At 67.8% G+C, this 15,812-nt stretch carries 14 protein-coding genes and 1 pseudogene; 7 read left to right on the top strand and 8 right to left on the bottom strand.

What is annotated here, in order from left to right; genetic code table 11:
• Positions 1 to 45: 45 nt before the first annotated feature.
• The 7 genes and pseudogenes from ABZX86_RS02210 to ABZX86_RS02180 all read right to left on the bottom strand — a co-directional run bounded on the left by ABZX86_RS02210 (position 46) and on the right by ABZX86_RS02180 (position 7,329).
• Positions 46 to 621, bottom strand: a complete 576-nt coding sequence (locus ABZX86_RS02210; RefSeq protein WP_355119139.1) for a DNA-3-methyladenine glycosylase I — start codon at positions 619 to 621, stop codon at positions 46 to 48.
• A gap of 401 nt (positions 622 to 1,022) precedes the next feature.
• Positions 1,023 to 1,292: pseudogene (locus ABZX86_RS02205) on the bottom strand (DivIVA domain-containing protein); the annotation flags it as partial.
• 173 nt (positions 1,293 to 1,465) lie between these two features.
• Entirely contained in the window at positions 1,466 to 2,602 is a 1,137-nt protein-coding gene (locus tag ABZX86_RS02200) for a P-loop NTPase (protein ID WP_327141931.1), read from the bottom strand.
• 56 nt (positions 2,603 to 2,658) lie between these two features.
• Complete coding sequence (locus ABZX86_RS02195; RefSeq protein WP_355119137.1) at positions 2,659 to 3,495, bottom strand: lytic murein transglycosylase; 837 nt, start codon at positions 3,493 to 3,495, stop codon at positions 2,659 to 2,661.
• A 364-nt stretch (positions 3,496 to 3,859) separates the two neighbouring features.
• Complete coding sequence (locus ABZX86_RS02190) at positions 3,860 to 5,263, bottom strand: lytic murein transglycosylase (RefSeq protein WP_355119135.1); 1,404 nt, start codon at positions 5,261 to 5,263, stop codon at positions 3,860 to 3,862.
• Positions 5,264 to 5,419: 156 nt separating this feature from the next.
• Positions 5,420 to 6,007: a DUF1003 domain-containing protein gene (locus ABZX86_RS02185; protein ID WP_355119133.1), complete on the bottom strand. Its 588-nt coding sequence runs from the start codon at positions 6,005 to 6,007 to the stop codon at positions 5,420 to 5,422.
• The gene (locus ABZX86_RS02180; protein WP_355119131.1) at positions 6,004 to 7,329 is read right to left on the bottom strand and encodes a CBS domain-containing protein; all 1,326 of its coding nucleotides are present in this window, start codon (positions 7,327 to 7,329) and stop codon (positions 6,004 to 6,006) included. The genes ABZX86_RS02185 and ABZX86_RS02180 overlap by 4 nt, the downstream gene beginning before the upstream one ends.
• 73 nt (positions 7,330 to 7,402) lie before the next feature.
• Here ABZX86_RS02180 and ABZX86_RS02175 point away from each other — a divergent pair, with 73 nt between their 5' ends.
• The 3 genes from ABZX86_RS02175 (at position 7,403) to ABZX86_RS02165 (ending at position 9,462) form a co-directional block, all read left to right on the top strand.
• Positions 7,403 to 8,329 (top strand): CoA ester lyase, encoded by a 927-nt coding sequence (locus tag ABZX86_RS02175; RefSeq protein WP_355119129.1) that lies wholly within the window; start codon positions 7,403 to 7,405, stop codon positions 8,327 to 8,329.
• Positions 8,330 to 8,401: 72 nt separating this feature from the next.
• Positions 8,402 to 8,884 carry a general stress protein gene (locus ABZX86_RS02170; RefSeq protein WP_297616525.1) on the top strand — a complete coding sequence of 161 codons (483 nt, stop codon included), beginning with the start codon at positions 8,402 to 8,404 and terminating at the stop codon, positions 8,882 to 8,884.
• An 11-nt stretch (positions 8,885 to 8,895) separates the two neighbouring features.
• Complete coding sequence (locus ABZX86_RS02165; RefSeq protein WP_355119813.1) at positions 8,896 to 9,462, top strand: suppressor of fused domain protein; 567 nt, start codon at positions 8,896 to 8,898, stop codon at positions 9,460 to 9,462.
• Positions 9,463 to 9,520: 58 nt separating this feature from the next.
• Here ABZX86_RS02165 and ABZX86_RS02160 read toward each other — a convergent pair whose 3' ends face one another.
• On the bottom strand, positions 9,521 to 10,600 hold the full coding sequence (locus ABZX86_RS02160) for a magnesium and cobalt transport protein CorA (RefSeq protein WP_355119127.1): 1,080 nt from the start codon (positions 10,598 to 10,600) through the stop codon (positions 9,521 to 9,523).
• A 78-nt stretch (positions 10,601 to 10,678) separates the two neighbouring features.
• Here ABZX86_RS02160 and ABZX86_RS02155 point away from each other — a divergent pair, with 78 nt between their 5' ends.
• The 4 genes from ABZX86_RS02155 to ABZX86_RS02140 all read left to right on the top strand — a co-directional run bounded on the left by ABZX86_RS02155 (position 10,679) and on the right by ABZX86_RS02140 (position 15,500).
• Positions 10,679 to 11,533, top strand: coding sequence for a PHP domain-containing protein (locus tag ABZX86_RS02155; protein ID WP_355119125.1), 855 nt, complete (start codon positions 10,679 to 10,681; stop codon positions 11,531 to 11,533).
• A 76-nt stretch (positions 11,534 to 11,609) separates the two neighbouring features.
• The gene (locus tag ABZX86_RS02150) at positions 11,610 to 11,876 is read left to right on the top strand and encodes a hypothetical protein (protein WP_355119123.1); all 267 of its coding nucleotides are present in this window, start codon (positions 11,610 to 11,612) and stop codon (positions 11,874 to 11,876) included.
• Between the two features lie 51 nt (positions 11,877 to 11,927).
• Complete coding sequence (locus tag ABZX86_RS02145; RefSeq protein WP_355119121.1) at positions 11,928 to 13,616, top strand: FAD-binding protein; 1,689 nt, start codon at positions 11,928 to 11,930, stop codon at positions 13,614 to 13,616.
• 672 nt (positions 13,617 to 14,288) lie between these two features.
• Positions 14,289 to 15,500: an NADP-dependent malic enzyme gene (locus ABZX86_RS02140; RefSeq protein ID WP_355119120.1), complete on the top strand. Its 1,212-nt coding sequence runs from the start codon at positions 14,289 to 14,291 to the stop codon at positions 15,498 to 15,500.
• Positions 15,501 to 15,812: the final 312 nt, after the last annotated feature.

Raw genomic sequence — 15,812 nt, 5'->3', positions numbered from 1 at the left:
GATCGGGGCGGGTACCTGAGTTCCAAAAACCGACCGATGCGGCGTTCAGACAGTCCCGACATTCACCCAGCAATCGGTGATGTGATCGTCTACCATCCCGGTCGCCTGCATGAGTGCGTACGCCGTAGTGGGTCCGACGAACTTGAATCCGAGCCGCTTCAGTTCTTTTGCGAGAGCGGTGGATTCGGCAGTGACGGCGGGCACATCCGCGAGCGTGCGTGGCCGCTTTCCGGTGGCCGGTGCGAAGGACCAGAGCAGCTCGTCCAGGCTCTTCGGAAGGTCGAGGGCGATCCGGGCATTGTGGATGCTCGCGTGAATTTTGGCGCTATTGCGAACTATGCCGGGATCGGCCATGAGCCGTGCCACATCCGACTCGCCGAAGCCCGCGACGCGCTCGATCACGAACCCCTCGAAGGCCGCGCGGAACGCCGGGCGCTTGCGCAGAATCGTGATCCAGGCCAGGCCCGACTGGAATGCCTCGAGGCAGACCCGCTCGAACAGGGCGTCATCGCCGTGCAGCGCCCGGCCCCACTCCTGATCGTGGTAATCCCGGTACAGCTGCGAGGCCTCCGACCAACCGCAGCGCACCCGGCCGTCACCCGCCGCGGCGAGCGCCGTCACCGCGCACCCGGACCGGAACTCTGACCACCCGGACCGGCCACCCAGTCGGAGGGCGCCTGCTGTTTCGTATCGAGGCCCGCGTCCGGCGTGTCGCCCGTGTCCGGCGCCGGCGCTGTATCCGGTGTGCCCGCGGCCGTACCGGGCGCCGCCGCCGCAGGGTCCGGATCCGATGCTGCGGCCACAGCGGGCTCGGCTTCGGGAGCGGACTGCGACGGCCCGCTCGGCAGCACCTCGGGCAACTGAGGGGCGACGGGGACGGCCGGCGTGCCGCCGAGGGATGCCAGCGGAACGCCGAGTGCCGCGGGCGCCTCCTGCCCGGCAGCATAGGTGCCGGTGCTGTACGCCAGCGGCACACCCTGCGCGAGTGTGGTTCCGGCCTCGGCCCGTCCGGCGCGGGCGTAGGCCAGCTGCCGTTCCAGTTCGTCGATGCGACCGGCGAGCCGGGTCAGCGCCCAGTCCACCTCGCCCGCCTTGTAGCCGCGCACCACCTGCTGGAAACGCAGGGCGCGCACATCGCTGCCGCTGATCGCCTCGGCGGGGAGCACGGTGACCGTGGTGCCCTCGGGCAGGGGGCCGAGCTCTTCCGACCGCCCGAACAGCGCGCTGGCGACGAGGAAGAGCAGCGCGGCCACCAAACCGACGATCAGCACATAGAGAAGCAGCGTGAGCATGCCTCCGAGCTTAGGGGGAGTGTGCTCACGGCAGGCCCCGCACCCCGGCGGAATCCGGCCGTCGAATTGGCCGGTCGCCGAGCACCTCTCATCGTTTCCTGGTCATGGAAAAGCTCGTGCCCGTTGCGAGGGCAACGGGCACGGGCCTTGTGATCAGGGGTGGAGCGACTCCGCTACAGGTGGCGTGTGGTGTCGATGTTCAAGGACATGCCCGCGAGGCCGCGGCGGCGGACCGCCAGCTTGTCCGCGATCGCGAGCAGGGCCTTGCCGGAAGCGCTATCCGGGGCACTGAGCACGATCGGGGTGCCGTCGTCGCTCGCCTCACGCATCTGCTGCTCGATCGGGATCTGGCCCAGCAGCGGCACATTCGCACCGACCGCGCGAGTCAGATTGTCCGCCACGGTCTGTCCGCCACCGGAGCCGTAGAGCTCCATGCGCGAACCGTCGGGCAGATCCAGCCAGGACATGTTCTCGACCACACCCACGATGCGCTGACGCGTCTGCAGGGCAATGGAGCCCGCGCGCTCGGCCACCTCGGCGGCGGCCAGCTGCGGGGTGGTGACAACCAGGATCTCGGCGTTCGGAATCAGCTGCGCGAGCGAGATGGCCACATCGCCGGTGCCGGGCGGCAGGTCCAGCAGCAGCACATCCAGATCGCCCCAGAACACATCGGCGAGGAACTGCTGCAGTGCGCGGTGCAGCATCGGGCCGCGCCACACCACGGGCGTATTGCCCTGGGTGAACATGGAGATCGAGATCAGCTTCACATCGTGCGCCTGCGGCGGCATGATCATCCGCTCCACCTGGGTGGGGCGGGCGTCGGTGCCCAGCATGCGCGGCACCGAGTGGCCGTAGATATCGGCGTCCAGCACACCCACCGACAGGCCCTTGGCGGCCATGGCGGCCGCGAGATTCACGGTGACACTGGACTTTCCGACACCGCCCTTACCGGAGGCGACCGCGTACACGCGGGTCAGCGAGCCGGGCTGGGCGAACGGGATGACCGGTTCGGCATTGTCGCCGCGCAATTTCTTGCGGAGCTCGGTGCGCTGCTCGTCGTTCATCACGTCGAGGGTCACGTCGATCTTGCCGACACCGGGCACATCGTTGATGGCATTGCTGACGCGCTCGGTGATCGCGCCCTTCATCGGACAGGCCGACGTCGTCAGGTAGATCTCGACCTGGACACTGCTGTCGGCGCCGACCACAACGCTTTTCACCATGCCCAATTCGGTGATCGGTTTCCTGATCTCCGGGTCGTTCACCTTCGCGAGCGCGCCCCGCACATCCGATTCCGTTACCACTGGCATACGCAAAGAATAGGAGTGCCGGACCGGCCCGCCGCGACGGGGGACCGGCTGGGACCTCAGATGCGCGGCAATTGCGCGGCGGCGGGGGTGACTCCGGAGGAGTACGCCGCCTCCCATGCCATCACATTGGCGACGTAGGCCATGGAGTTGTTGTAGCGCAGGATGGCGCGGGTCTGCTGGGCCGGATCGCGCATATCGAGGCCGCCGGAGCACAGGTACTTGCCCGCGGTGAGGGTGGCGTCGAAGAGGTTCTGCGGATCGGCGACACCGTCGCCATTGCCGTCGGCGGCGTATTTGCGCCAGGTCTCGGGCAGGAACTGCATGGGGCCGACCGCGCGGGTGTAACCGGAGGACAGGCCGCTCAGCTCGGCATCGGCGTCGCGGACGACATTGTTGCCGGCGAGGCTGCCGTCGAGCACCGGGCCGTAGATCGGGGCGAGGGGATCGCCGTTCGCATCGGCTTTGCCGCCGAAGGCATGCGTGGATTCCACCCGGCCGATGCCGGCGAGCATGGACCACGGCATGGCACAGGCCGGATTCTCCACGGCCAGAATGCGTTCCGCGTTCTGATAAGCGTTGGTGGCGATACCGGGTATGCCGAGTGGGCCCGCGGGTAGGGCGGCGGGGACCCGATCGCCGGGGTTCGCGACGGTCTTGACGACCGGCGGGCCAACGGGGACAACTTGTTTCGCCTCGTGCAGCAGAGCTTCCGGGGCGGCGGCCGGTAGGGCCGCCTCCGGTCTCGATAGCGCCGTTTCCTTGGCGTCGGGCGAGAACTCGTGCTGGACAGTCGAAGTGACCTTGCCGATGAAGCTGCCGTCGGCGGCGCCGGTGACGGTGGCGAGTCCGGCGGGTACGAGACCGGTGAGTGCGATTACCGATCCGCGACGCATTGTCGGGACCGGGGGTTTACGGTGACGTCCCACTGTGCGGTGACCCTCCATTGCCGTCGGTCGTAACAACCAGGTGATGTAGTGACGGCCACGCTACCGCATTCGAGATCTTTCCGTTACTGCTTCGTGACCATGTTTGACGTTTCGATTACAGGCCGGAAACCGGCCGACCGGTCTCTGTGGCCATCCGAGGGGCAACGGTGCAGGTAGGGCAGTTCTGAGTGATTCGGAAAGACTGACTCCGAGGCCCGGGCGAGGTAGTACGACACGCCCGAACAGATTCGCCTGCGACCCGAAAAGCTGGGGGCGCAGGCGAACCGGACTCAGTTGCGGAGGCGAATCACGCCGCCGCCGCGGTGGCGGATTACGGCGCCGCCGGAACCGGCAGCGGGATGGTGATGCCGAACGGGAGGGTGATGGCGGGCGCGGGCGTGGTCGGCTGCGCGGACTCGGGAGCCTGCTCCGCGGGAGCCGGATCGGTGGTGACGACCGGCTGGCTGTTCTGCTCGTTCTGGCCCTGCGGCTGCGGAGCCTGGGCCTGGGGAGCCTGGCCCTGCGGCTGCTGCTGTGCGGCCGGGTCCGGCTGGGTGCAGGCGGCGGGCTGCTGGACCGGCTTGCCGTCGGGGCCGTACTGCAGATCGGCCTTCGGATCGGTCTTCTGATCGACCTTGTCCGCCTGGCCCGGCTGCGAGCCGTCCTCCGGCTTGGCGTCGACCGGATTCGCCGGATCGGGCTTCGGGGCCGGAACCGAGGCCTCCACACAGGGATTCACGGGTGCGGGCGCCGGGCAGAAGATGCCGCAGGGGATGGGCGGCAGACCCGGAATGGTGATCATCACCTGGGTCTGCTGGGCCTGGGTGGCCGGCGCCGGGGCGTCGGTGGTGGTGCTCGTGGTGGCCGGAATCGTGGTGGAGGCCAGCGACATATCCGGGCCGCTCACCGGGTACGAGCCGGGCGGAATCATATCCGCGGAGATGCTCACCGCGGCGGGCGTGCCACCAGTCTTGTACGCGTTCGACCAGCTCAGCACGTTGGACGCGTAGGTCATCGAATTGTTGTAGCGGAGCACCGCGCGCAGCTGCTGCGCCGGATCGCGCAGATCCAGTCCGCCGTCGCACAGGTATTTGCCCGCCGCCAGCGCCGCGTCGAACACATTGTTCGGATCGGCGACGCCGTCGCCATTGCCGTCGGAGGCGTATCTCGACCAGGTGCTGGGCAGGAACTGCATGGGACCGACAGCGCGCACGAAGCCGCCGCTGGCGGCCTTGATGACCTCGTTGCCGGGCAGGGTCCCGTCCAGTGACGGGCCGAAGATGGGGGAGATGGTGGTGCCCGCGGCATCGGTATTGCCGCCGCTGGCGTGGTTGGACTCGATGTGGCCGATACCGGCCAGCAGATTCCACGGCAGGCCACAGCCGGGCTGTGAGGACTGCAGCGCCAGTTCGGCATTGCGATAGGCGGCGAGCACCAGCTCGGGGATGCCCAGTACGCCGGTGCCGCCGGGCAGCGCGATGTTCTGCAGCGGGAGTGCGCCGAGTGCGCCGTCGGCGGGCGGGGTCATTGCGCTGAGTTTGCGGGGGGCGTCGGGCGCGGCCGGGACCAGGCCGACGGTCTGATCAGACGCCGGCGAGGCGGCGTCTCCGGTGCTGGATGCCGATGCGGCCAGCAGTGCCTCGGGTGCGGCCTGCGGCGCCACCGTGTGCACTGTTGTATTGGTGGCCGAACCGGCGGTGACCAGGCCTGCGATCAGCAGAGCCGACGCTGTCACGGGTGCAGATATTCTCTTCGCCACCACACAATCCCCTCAGTCGTGCGGCCGATCTCCCGTGATGACAGCCTCAAAATCGGAGTGTCTGGGTCGGTCGCTCGGAACAACGTGATCCAGGTTACCCATCAGTCAGCTTGTTCGGTACAACTTGTGCGGTTACTCGCCATCTTTCTGTGCCGAAATCGGGACTCCAGACCTCTTTCGATCGGTACTCTTCTTTGCTTTCTTCTCGCCGACGACCTCGCCGTCCGTGGCGAGTTTCTCCAGCCTGAGCAGCGCGTCCTTGACATCGTCCAGCTCGCGGCGGACATAGTCACGTGTCGCGACCTCACCGACGGCGAGTCGCAGCGCGGCGAGTTCGCGCGCCAGGAATTCGGTATCAGCTTTTGTCTGGGCTGCCCGCGTCCGATCCTCCTCGAGCGCCACCCGATCGCGATTGTCCTGCCGGTTCTGCGCCAGCAGGATGAGCGGCGCGGCGTACGCGGCCTGGGTGGAGAACGCCAGATTCAGCAGGATGAAGGGGTACGGATCCCACTGCAGCCGAATCGCGAAGACGTTCAGCATGATCCAGACGATGACGAAGACGGTCTGGATGACCAGATAGCGGCCGGTGCCCAGGAAGCGTGCGAGCTTCTCACTGCTGCGCGCGAGAGCCTCTGCGTCCCAATCGAATCCGCGGAAGCGGCTCTCGACGGGCGTCTCCAGGCGCTGCCGGGCGTTGGGCTTGTCGATGCGGTCGGTCACGCCCTGCCTCCGGTGCCGTCGATCAGCGGAATGCCGTTCAGATCATGAATGTGGTCGTCCTGCTCACGCCAATCCTCGGGCAGCAGATGGTCGAGCACATCGTCGACCGTGACCGCGCCCAGCAGATGATTCTCGGCGTCCACCACCGGCCCGCACACCAGGTTGTAGGTGGCGAAATAGCGGGTCACCGCGGTGAGCGGCGCGTCGGGGCGCAGCAGCACCAGATCGTCGTCCACGATGCCGCCCACCATGTTCGCGGGCGGTTCGCGTAAGAGTTGCTGGAAGTGCACACAGCCCAGATAGCGACCGGTCGGTGTGGCAGTCGGCGGTCGCACCACGAAGGCCATGGTGGCCAGCGCCGGCGTCAGCTCGGGATCGCGAATGCGCGCCAGCGCCTCCGCGACCGTGGTGGCCGGGGTGAGCACCACCGGTTTGGAGGTCATCAGACCACCGGCGGTGTAGGGGGCATGCTCGAGCAGGCGGCGCACCGGCTCGGAATCCTCCGGATCCATCAGCGCCAGTAGCGATTCCGCTTCGCCCTCAGGGAGCTCGCCGAGCAGGTCGGCCGCGTCGTCGGGGTCCATGGCCTCGAGCAGATCGGCGGCGCGTTCCACACCGAGCTGCTCGAGCAGCTCCACCTGATCGGCCTCCGGCAGCTCCTGGACCACGTCCGCCAGGCGCTCGTCGTCGAAGGCGGCCGCCACCTCGATGCGCCGCTTGCTCGGCAGTTCGCGGAGCATGTGCGCGACATCGGCGGGCCGCATGCCCTCGAATTGCGACAGCAGCTGGGTGACGTCCTGGCCGGGCAGATTGAGTTCGGTCTGGGTGAGACCGCGCACCTGCGCCCAATCCACCACGTGCACCGCGCCGCGCCGGCCGAATCCGACACCCAGGCGCCGGCGTTCACGCACCGCGACCCGGGTGACCACCCAGTCGCGGGTGCGGGTCTGCTCGATGCCCAGATCGACCACCACCACATCGGTCGTGGCCAGCTGCGGCAGTTCCGGATCGTCGACCCGCACGGTGGAGTCGAGCAGCTGTGCGACGGCGAGCATCTCGCCGGGCCGCAGTTCGAAACGCCGCACGCTGATGGTGCCGGTGGTCAGTGTCACCGCGCCCGGGTCCACGGTCTGCACCCGCAGCATCGGCACGAAAATCCGCTTCCGCGTGGGCAGTTCGACGAGGATGCCGAGAATGCGCGGTCGTTGCCGGTCATAGCGGATGGAGATCACCAGGTCGCGGACGCGGCCGATAGACTCCCCGTCCGGTCCCAATGCCACCAAGCCCGCAAGCCGGGCGGCGAAAACTCTCGTCGCTGCCATAGGTGACAAGGCTAGTGGGTCCAGATAGGCCGAAATGTCGCGCCACGAGCGCGGACGTATGAAGGAGTGACCCGTGACATCCCGCCGCACCGTGCTGGCCGTACCCGGCAGCAACCCGCGCATGATCGAGAAAGCCAAGGGACTTGCCGCCGATGAGGTCTTCCTGGACCTCGAGGACGCGGTCGCACCGGCGGCCAAGGCGGCGGCCCGGGCGAATATCGTGGCGGCCCTCAACTCCGGCGGCTGGGGCGATCAGATTCGTGTTGTGCGGGTCAACGATTGGACCACCGAGCACACCTACGCCGACGTCATCACCGTGATCGAGGGCGCCGGCACGCAGGTCGACGCGCTGCTGCTGCCCAAGGTCACCGATGCCGGACAGGTGCGGGCGCTGGATCTGCTGCTCACCCAGCTGGAGAAGGCCAACGGCCTGCCGGTCGGTCGGATCGGCATCGAGCCGCAGATCGAGAATGCGCTCGGGCTGCGCAATATCGACGAGATCGCCACCGCCAGCCCCCGGGTGCAGACCCTGGTTTTCGGTCCGGCCGACTTCATGGCGTCGATCAATATGCGCACCCTCGTGGTGGGGGAGCAGCCCGAGGGCTACGAACCGGGTGATGCGTATCACCACATTTATATGACGATCTTGCTCACAGCGCGGGCGCACGGGCTGCAGGCCATCGACGGCCCCTATCTCGCGGTGCGCGATATCGAGGGCTTCCGCCGCAATGCCGCCCGCACCGCCGCGCTGGGTTTCGACGGTAAATGGGTGCTGCATCCGGACCAGATCGCGGCCGGTAATGAGATCTTCAGCCCACGTCAGGCCGATTACGACCGCGCCGAGCAGATATTGGACGCGTATGCCTTCCACACCTCGGCCGAGGGTGGGGCGCGTGGTGCGGTCATGCTCGGCGACGAGATGATCGATGAGGCCAGTGCCAAGATGGCGCAGGTCATCGCCGATAAGGGCCGAGCCGCGAAAATGCAGCGGACCGCGTAGTAAACGCGAACCGCACGTTAAATGCGGCGCTGCGAACCCCCGTCCGACACACCGAAATAGCATGATGGAGATATGACGAATCCCTTGGGGAACTCGAACCGGAACCGTTCGGGCCTGCCGACGCCTCCGTCGGGCTGGCCCGTCGGGTCCTATCCGACCTATGCCGAGGCGCAGCGGGCCGTCGACTATCTGGCCGACAACCAGTTCCCGGTGGAGAACGTGACCATTGTCGGCGTCGATCTGATGCAGGTCGAACGTGTGCTGTATCGGCTGACGTGGGGCAAAGTCCTTGGCGGGGGCGTGGTTTCGGGCGCGTGGCTGGGCCTGTTCATCGGCCTGCTGCTGAGCATGTTCTCCGGCGGCGGCGCGATCATCGTCGGCCTGGTGGGAGGCATCATCTTCGGCCTGCTGTCCACCTCCATCCCGTACGCGGCCACCCGCGGGCAGCGCGATTTCGCCTCCACCATGCAGCTGGTGGCCGGCCGCTACGACGTGCTGTGCGATCCCAAGGCCGCCGAACAGGCCCGGGACATGCTGGCGAGGCTGGCAATCTGATCGTGGATGTGATCAATAAGGTCCGGGCCGGGGTGCTCGGCCATTTCGGTGTGGAGTCCGCGGATGCGGCATCGGTGACGTTCCTCGGGCTGGAACCCATCGATATCCTGCGCATTCCGGACGGCGATCTGGTGCACTACGTGACGCTGGGCGGTTCCCGGCATCCGATGACGGATCCGACTGCGGCGCTGGCCGATCCGCTGCGCGGGCCGCGCGCGGAACTGCTGCTCACGCTGCGCGGCGGCGTCGGCGCGGGCGCCGGACTGACCCGGGCGCTCGGCATGCTGGCGGCCTCTCCCTCGGTGGAAGGCATTGTGCTGCAAGCCGATGCGCTGCTGGATCTGGGAGAAGCGCTGTGGCTCAACGCGCCCTTCACCGCCGTACTGCTCGGTGCCAGCGAGATTCCCGCGGTGGAATTGCCGGAACCCGCTGAGCCCGTGCACTTCCTGACCGCGACGCCGATCACCGCGACCGAGGCGGCCTGGGTCCGCATTCGCGGCGCCGAGGCCCTCCGCGAGGCATGGACCGAGGCGAAAATCGATGTGCGCGACGCGGATCGAGCAGCTGCCTCCCTGTAAACCGCTCAACCCCCGCGGTGCCCCTTCGAAACTTCGAAGGGGCACGGGATTTCGGAGTTCAGAGCCAGTCGTTGCGGTGGAAGTTGACGTACAGCAGGCCGCACAGCCCTACCATCAGGGCGACGGCCGCCGGATAGCCGAAGGTCCAGTTCAATTCCGGCATATGGATGAAATTCATGCCGTAGACGCCTGCGATCATGGTCGGCACCGCCGCCATGGCCGCATAGGCGGAGATCTTTCGCATATCGGTGTTCTGCTGCACGCTCACCTTCGCGAGCGCGGCATTGATCAGCGCGCTGAGTGATTCGTTGAAGTCCATGATCTGCTCGGTCACCGCGGTGTGGTGGTCGGCGACATCGCGCAGATAGCGCCGGATCTCCACGGGCAGTGGCAGTTTGGGGTCGTGCGAGAGCAGCTGCAGCGGCAGCGCGAGGGGTTTCACGGCCCGCCGCAGTTCCACCACCTCCCGCTTGAGCTGGTAGATCGCCTCGATAATGATCTTGCTGGAGGGCGTGAACACCGCCTCCTCCATGGCGTCCACATCTTCCTCGATGGCCGCGGTGACCTCCACGTACGAGTCCACGGTGCGGTCGGCCACCGCATGCAGCACCGCGCCCGGCCCGAGCGCCAGCTGTTCCGGCTGCGACTCCAGATCGGTACGGACACCGGCCAATCCGCTGTGATCGCCGTGCCGCACGGTGATCGCGAAATCCGGGCCCAGGAAGATCATGATCTCGCCGGTGTCGACGATCTCACTGACCGTATTGAGTTCGTGCGTGTGGTACTGCACGGTGCGCAGCACCAGGAAAAGAATGTCGTCGTACCGTTCGAGTTTGGGACGCTGATGGGCCTGCACGGCGTCTTCGACCGCGAGCGAGTGCAATCCGAAGGTACGCGCCACATCGGTCATCAGGCTGATGCTGGGTTCGAGCAAGCCGAGCCAGACGAATCCCTTGCCGTGCTTGCGCACTTCGCCGAGGGCCTCCTCATAGGAGCAGTGCTCCAGCAGCCGGTGTCCGTCGATATAGACCGCGCAGTCGACGACGACGTTTGCGCCGGGCCGCTTCTCGGCGGGTTTCGGCCGGTCACCGGCCCGGCCGGGCCAGTGGAATGCGGGGAGCGGGGGCAGTGAGGACACGCGCCGAAGTCTAGGTTGCCCTGCCGGTAACCGCCGGGCGCCCGGGGCGGGCGCGGCCGCGCGGGCAAGATGGACCCCGTGCGCATCGATCTCCACACTCATTCCAATGCCTCCGACGGCACCGACGCTCCGGCCGAGCTCATTCGTTATGCCGCGGCCGCGGGCCTGGACGTGGTCGCCCTGACCGATCACGACACCACTGCGGGCTGGGCGGAGGCGGTGGAGGCGTTGCCCCCGGGTCTCACGCTGGTGCGCGGCATGGAGATGTCGTGTGTCGGCGACGGTGATGACGGCTGGCCGGTTCCGGTCCATCTGCTGGCCTACCTGTTCGATCCGGCGAACGAGGCCTTCGCGCTGGAGCGGGAGCGGTTGCGTGGTGAACGCACCGTGCGGCTGCGCGCGATCGCCGAGAATATGGCCGCCGACGGGCTGCCGGTGGATCCGGACGCGGTCATGGCTTCGGCCGGACCGTCGGCGGGCCGCCCGCATCTGGCGCGGGCGCTTGTCGAGGCCGGTGTGGTGCCTTCGGTGGACGCGGCTTTCCAGGATCTGCTCGCTCCGAACGGCAAGTACTACGTCGAGAAGGCCGACACGCCGCTGCAGCGCGCGGTGGAAATGGTCGCGGCGGCCGGCGGTGTGAGTGTGGTGGCGCATGCGCGGGCCCGCAAGCGCGGCCGCCTGCTGTCCCTGGATCACATTCGGGAACTGGCGACGCTCGGGCTCGGCGGGCTGGAACTCGATCATCCCGATCACAGTGCGGCCGATCGCGCGGTCCTGGCATCGCTCGCCGACGAGCTGGGTTTGCTGACGACCGGCTCCTCCGATTACCACGGCAGCAACAAGACCATCAGGCTCGGCGAATTCACCACCGACCCAGCACAATTCGAGATACTGGTGGGCAAATCCAGTGGTGTGCCGGTGATCACGGCGTGAGCGGGCAGGGGCCGGAGGCGGAAGTCCGCGTAACCACGCAGGTCCCCCGCTCACACCGAATGGAGATGGAGACAGCGTGAGGGTGCTGCGGGGTCTGAGCGGGCTCGTCGCCGGCGGCACGGTGGTTTTGGCGACGACGGTTGTCGGTGCGTCCATCATCGGTGCCCTGCGTGGTTTTCCCGGTCCGGGCACCGCGGATCTGGCCTGGCATGTGTGCGCGGCATTACTGGTTGTGGCCGCGCAAATATTTGCTGATAGACGTCAGGGAATTACCGCACTTTTCGGGGTTTTGGTCGTTTTTGTTGGTGCCGGAACGCTGTTGTGGGCGCAGTGGTGGAATTGAAATACGTGTAACGGTTGCGGGTAGTTGAACGGTCCGCGAACATTTGTCGTTATGACCGAATTCGACGCCGATGTGCTTGTGCTGGGAGGCGGTCCGGCAGGGGCTTGGGCCGCGCTCGCCGCGGCCGCTGCCGGTGCTCGGGTTCTGCTCGTCGACAAGGCTCGCTGCGGAACGAGCGGCCCCACCGCGCGCGGCGGAGCGATCCTCTGGAACATCCCGGCCGGCCCGGCGCGTGACGAGGCGGTGGCGCAGAACTTCGCGCACGGCGGCGGCCTCGGTGATCCGGAATGGATGTACCGCGTGCTCGACGAGACCCACCGGCGGATCGGACAGCTGGTGCACGGCAGTCTGCGGTCGCCGGGAGAACGCATCGGGCGCGGGATGGTGGCCGCCGAACAGCCGACCCGGATCCGGCTGGACGGACCGAAATATCTCGGCCGCCTGCGCCGCAGCATGGTGATCGCCGGGGTCCGGATTCTCGACTACCACCCGGCATTGCAGCTGCTCACCGATGGTGACGGCATTGTCTCCGGCGCGGCGGGCGTGGCGCTCGGCGGTGCGGCGCACAGCTGGACCGCGCGCGCCCGGGCCGTGGTGCTGGCCACCGGCGGTTGCGCCTTCCTCTCCGGCGGCGCGGGCACCGATGTCGATACCGGCGACGGCCTGCTCATGGGTGCGGAGGCCGGGGCCGATCTGTCCGGGATGGAGTTCTCCAACGCGTATTCGCTGGTGCCCATCGGCAATTCGGGTCCGGCGTCGATGAGTGGCCAGCGCCCGGCCGGTACCACGGTCTTCTCGGCCGAGCAGGTCATGCACTTCGCCACGCTGTACGACGAATCGCGGTCGGTGCTCTACGAGCACGGCGGCGGCTCGCGGGTGCAGGCCTTCACCGCGATCGCCGGCGGCCGTCGCGTCTACGCCGCGCTCGACGAGCTCTCCGATGCCGCGCGTGACGGGCTGATGCGCACCGGTGGCCCGGAGGATCTGCTGCGCGACGGTGACCAGGTGGATTCACTGCGCGAAGAGCTGCTGCGGCATCAGGATTCGGCCGGCCGGGTGCCGGTGCGCGCGGTGCTCGAGGGCACGGTGCGCGGCACCGGTGGGCTCTGGCTGGCCGGACCCGATTGCGCGACTGCGGTTCCCGGCCTCTACGGCGCGGGTGATGTGACCACCCGTGAGCCTTTGACCGGCGCTGTTTCCGGAGTCGGCGGGCAGAACGGGGCCTGGGCGGTGTCCTCCGGGGCGTGGGCGGGCCAGGCGGCGGCCCGGTTCGCGGGCGGCCGCAAACGGCTCGGCCGGACCCGGCCGGTACCCGGCGCGGGACTGGGCGATCGCGCGCGCATCGACCCGCGCGCGGTCGTCGGCCTGGTGCAGGAGCACACGCTGCCGCTGCGGCGCAGCTACTGGCGCAGTGACGGCAGTCTGCGCGACAGCATCGGCGAACTGGACGGCATGTGGCCGGGCGCGGAATTCGATCTCGGCGGTTCGGGTGCGGAACGCCTGCGCGCCCGGCAGGCGGCGGCGCTGCTGGCCGTGGCCCGCTGGACCAAGTACAGCGCCCTGGCGCGCACGGAGACGCGCGGAATGCATCGGCGCACAGATCACCCCGGCGCGGGCAGCGATTGGCGGGTGCGGTTGATCTCGGGCGGTCTGGACAGTGTGTGGGTGCGGCCGGAGCGCACGGCCGTGCCGCGGACCATGCGCGGGCCCGTCGAATCCGCCGCGCCCGAGGCATCTTGAATCGCATCGCTGAGGCATCTTGAATCAGCGTCGCTGAGGCGTCCTGAATCGCGTCGCTGAGGCGTCCTGAATCGCGCGGTGACGCGTCCCGGGTGCTTCTGTGGCGATCGGATTCGCGGGCTCGCCCGGACCTCACCGCGGCGCTGCCAACCAGGCGCGACAGCTCACCGTCGTTTGCGGTGGCTGTTGTGACTGTTCACCGCGGTTACGGCCCGACGTGCGAGTTTCCCTTTACCTGAGGGTGATTCGGCGCGCCTAGGCTGCGTGGATGGTGAACGAGCGCGACGGGCCGGGGGCGATTTGGCGCGTTGTCGCTGCCGGTGGCAGAATGTTGCGATCTCCCGCCGTCGCTGACCGCCCGGCTCAGGAGACTCGGTGATCACGATCCGCGACGCGCGGGTTACCCCTGGATCACCCCGGCGACATCGCCCGGACACACCCGTCCGGTTCCGCTCGACGATCTCCGCCGCGCTGTGTTGTCCAGACACGCTGCCCCGCGAACCGTAATACTTTGTGGCGCCCGCCCCGATGACCGTGGCGAGGGTTCATGCAGTGCCGGGAACGCAGTGGCCGGTGCGCCCGATATAGAGCAAGAATCCCATTTACCTATTACCGAACGGTAACCGTCAAACGGTTGAGTCCGCACCGAGATGGAGTGAAATCGTGTCACCCGTGACTGAAGCAGTGAATGCCACCAAGGCAAGCCCCGAGTCCAATACTGCGAACCTTTCCGACATCACCTCGGAAGAAATTTTCGCGGGCCACCTGGGCGGCAAGCTCTCGGTCGCACTTACCGCGCCGCTGGATACCCAGCGCGACCTTTCGATCGCCTACACCCCCGGTGTGGCGCAGGTCTGCCGCGGCATCCACAAGGACGAGTCGCTCGCCAAGACCTACACCTGGGCCGAGCGCCTGGTCGTGGTGGTCTCCGACGGCACCGCCGTGCTGGGCCTGGGCGATATCGGCCCGCGCGCCTCGCTGCCGGTGATGGAGGGCAAGGCGGCGCTGTTCAAGAAGTTCGCCGGCCTGGATTCCATTCCGATCGTGCTCGACACCAAGGATGTCGACGAGATCGTCGAGACCGTGATCCGCCTGCGCCCGAGCTTCGGCGCGGTCAACCTGGAGGACATCTCCGCGCCGCGCTGCTTCGAGATCGAGCAGCGGCTCATCGAGGCCCTCGACTGCCCGGTCATGCACGACGACCAGCACGGCACCGCCATTGTGGTGCTGGCCGCGCTCAAGGGTGCGGCCGCGGTGCAGGGCCGTCCGATCGCGGATCTGAAGGTTGTGGTCTCGGGTGCGGGCGCCGCCGGTGTGGCGTGCACGAACATCCTGCTGGCCGCCGGTGTCTCCGACATCGTCGTGCTGGACTCCAAGGGCATTATCAGCAGCGACCGCGGCGACCTGAACCATGTGAAGGCCGAACTGGCGCAGCGCAGCAACCCGCGCAAGATCACCGGCGGTCCGGCCGAGGCGCTCGCCGGGGCCGATGTGTTCCTGGGTCTGTCGGCGGGCACCATCGCCGAGGAGCTCATCGCTTCGATGGCGCCGGAGTCCATCGTGTTCGCCATGTCGAACCCGGATCCGGAGATCCACCCGGAGGTGGCCGCCAAGTACGCCGCCATCGTGGCGACCGGTCGCAGCGACTTCCCGAACCAGATCAACAATGTGCTCGCGTTCCCGGGTGTCTTCAAGGGCGCGCTGGATGTGGGCGCGCGTCGCATTACCGAGGGCATGAAGGTCGCTGCGGCCGATGCCATTTTCGCGGTGGTGGCGGATGAGCTGGCCGTGGACAAGATCATCCCGAGCCCGCTCGATCCCCGTGTGGCCCCGGCCGTCGCCGAGGCCGTGGGCGCCGCCGCTCGCGCCGAGGGTGTCGCGTAATCACATAGTCGTCAGCAAAAGGGGCGTCTCGTCAATGACGAGACGCCCCTTTTGCTGTGCCCAGGCGTTCGGTGTTGTTCCAGTCCGCCCGGTGCTGCCCGGTGCTGCCGGGTGCTGCCGGGTGCTGCCGGGTGCTGCCGGGTGCTGCCGGGTGCTGCCGGGTGCTGCCCGGTTCCGGTCCTGGTCGTGCTGCGGTTCTCGGCCGCGGTCGGCGTGGAGGCGCGCATGCGCGTCGCATTGTGCGGAGGTTCGGGCTGACCGGCCGGGTGTTCGGTCCAGCCTGGCTCGACCGAACACCTATATCACCTGCGC

Source organism: Nocardia sp. NPDC006630 (genome assembly GCF_040611495.1).
GTDB lineage: Bacteria > Actinomycetota > Actinomycetes > Mycobacteriales > Mycobacteriaceae > Nocardia.
Note: the sequence above shows the minus strand (reverse complement) of the source record. Positions and strands in the feature narration are given on the sequence as shown.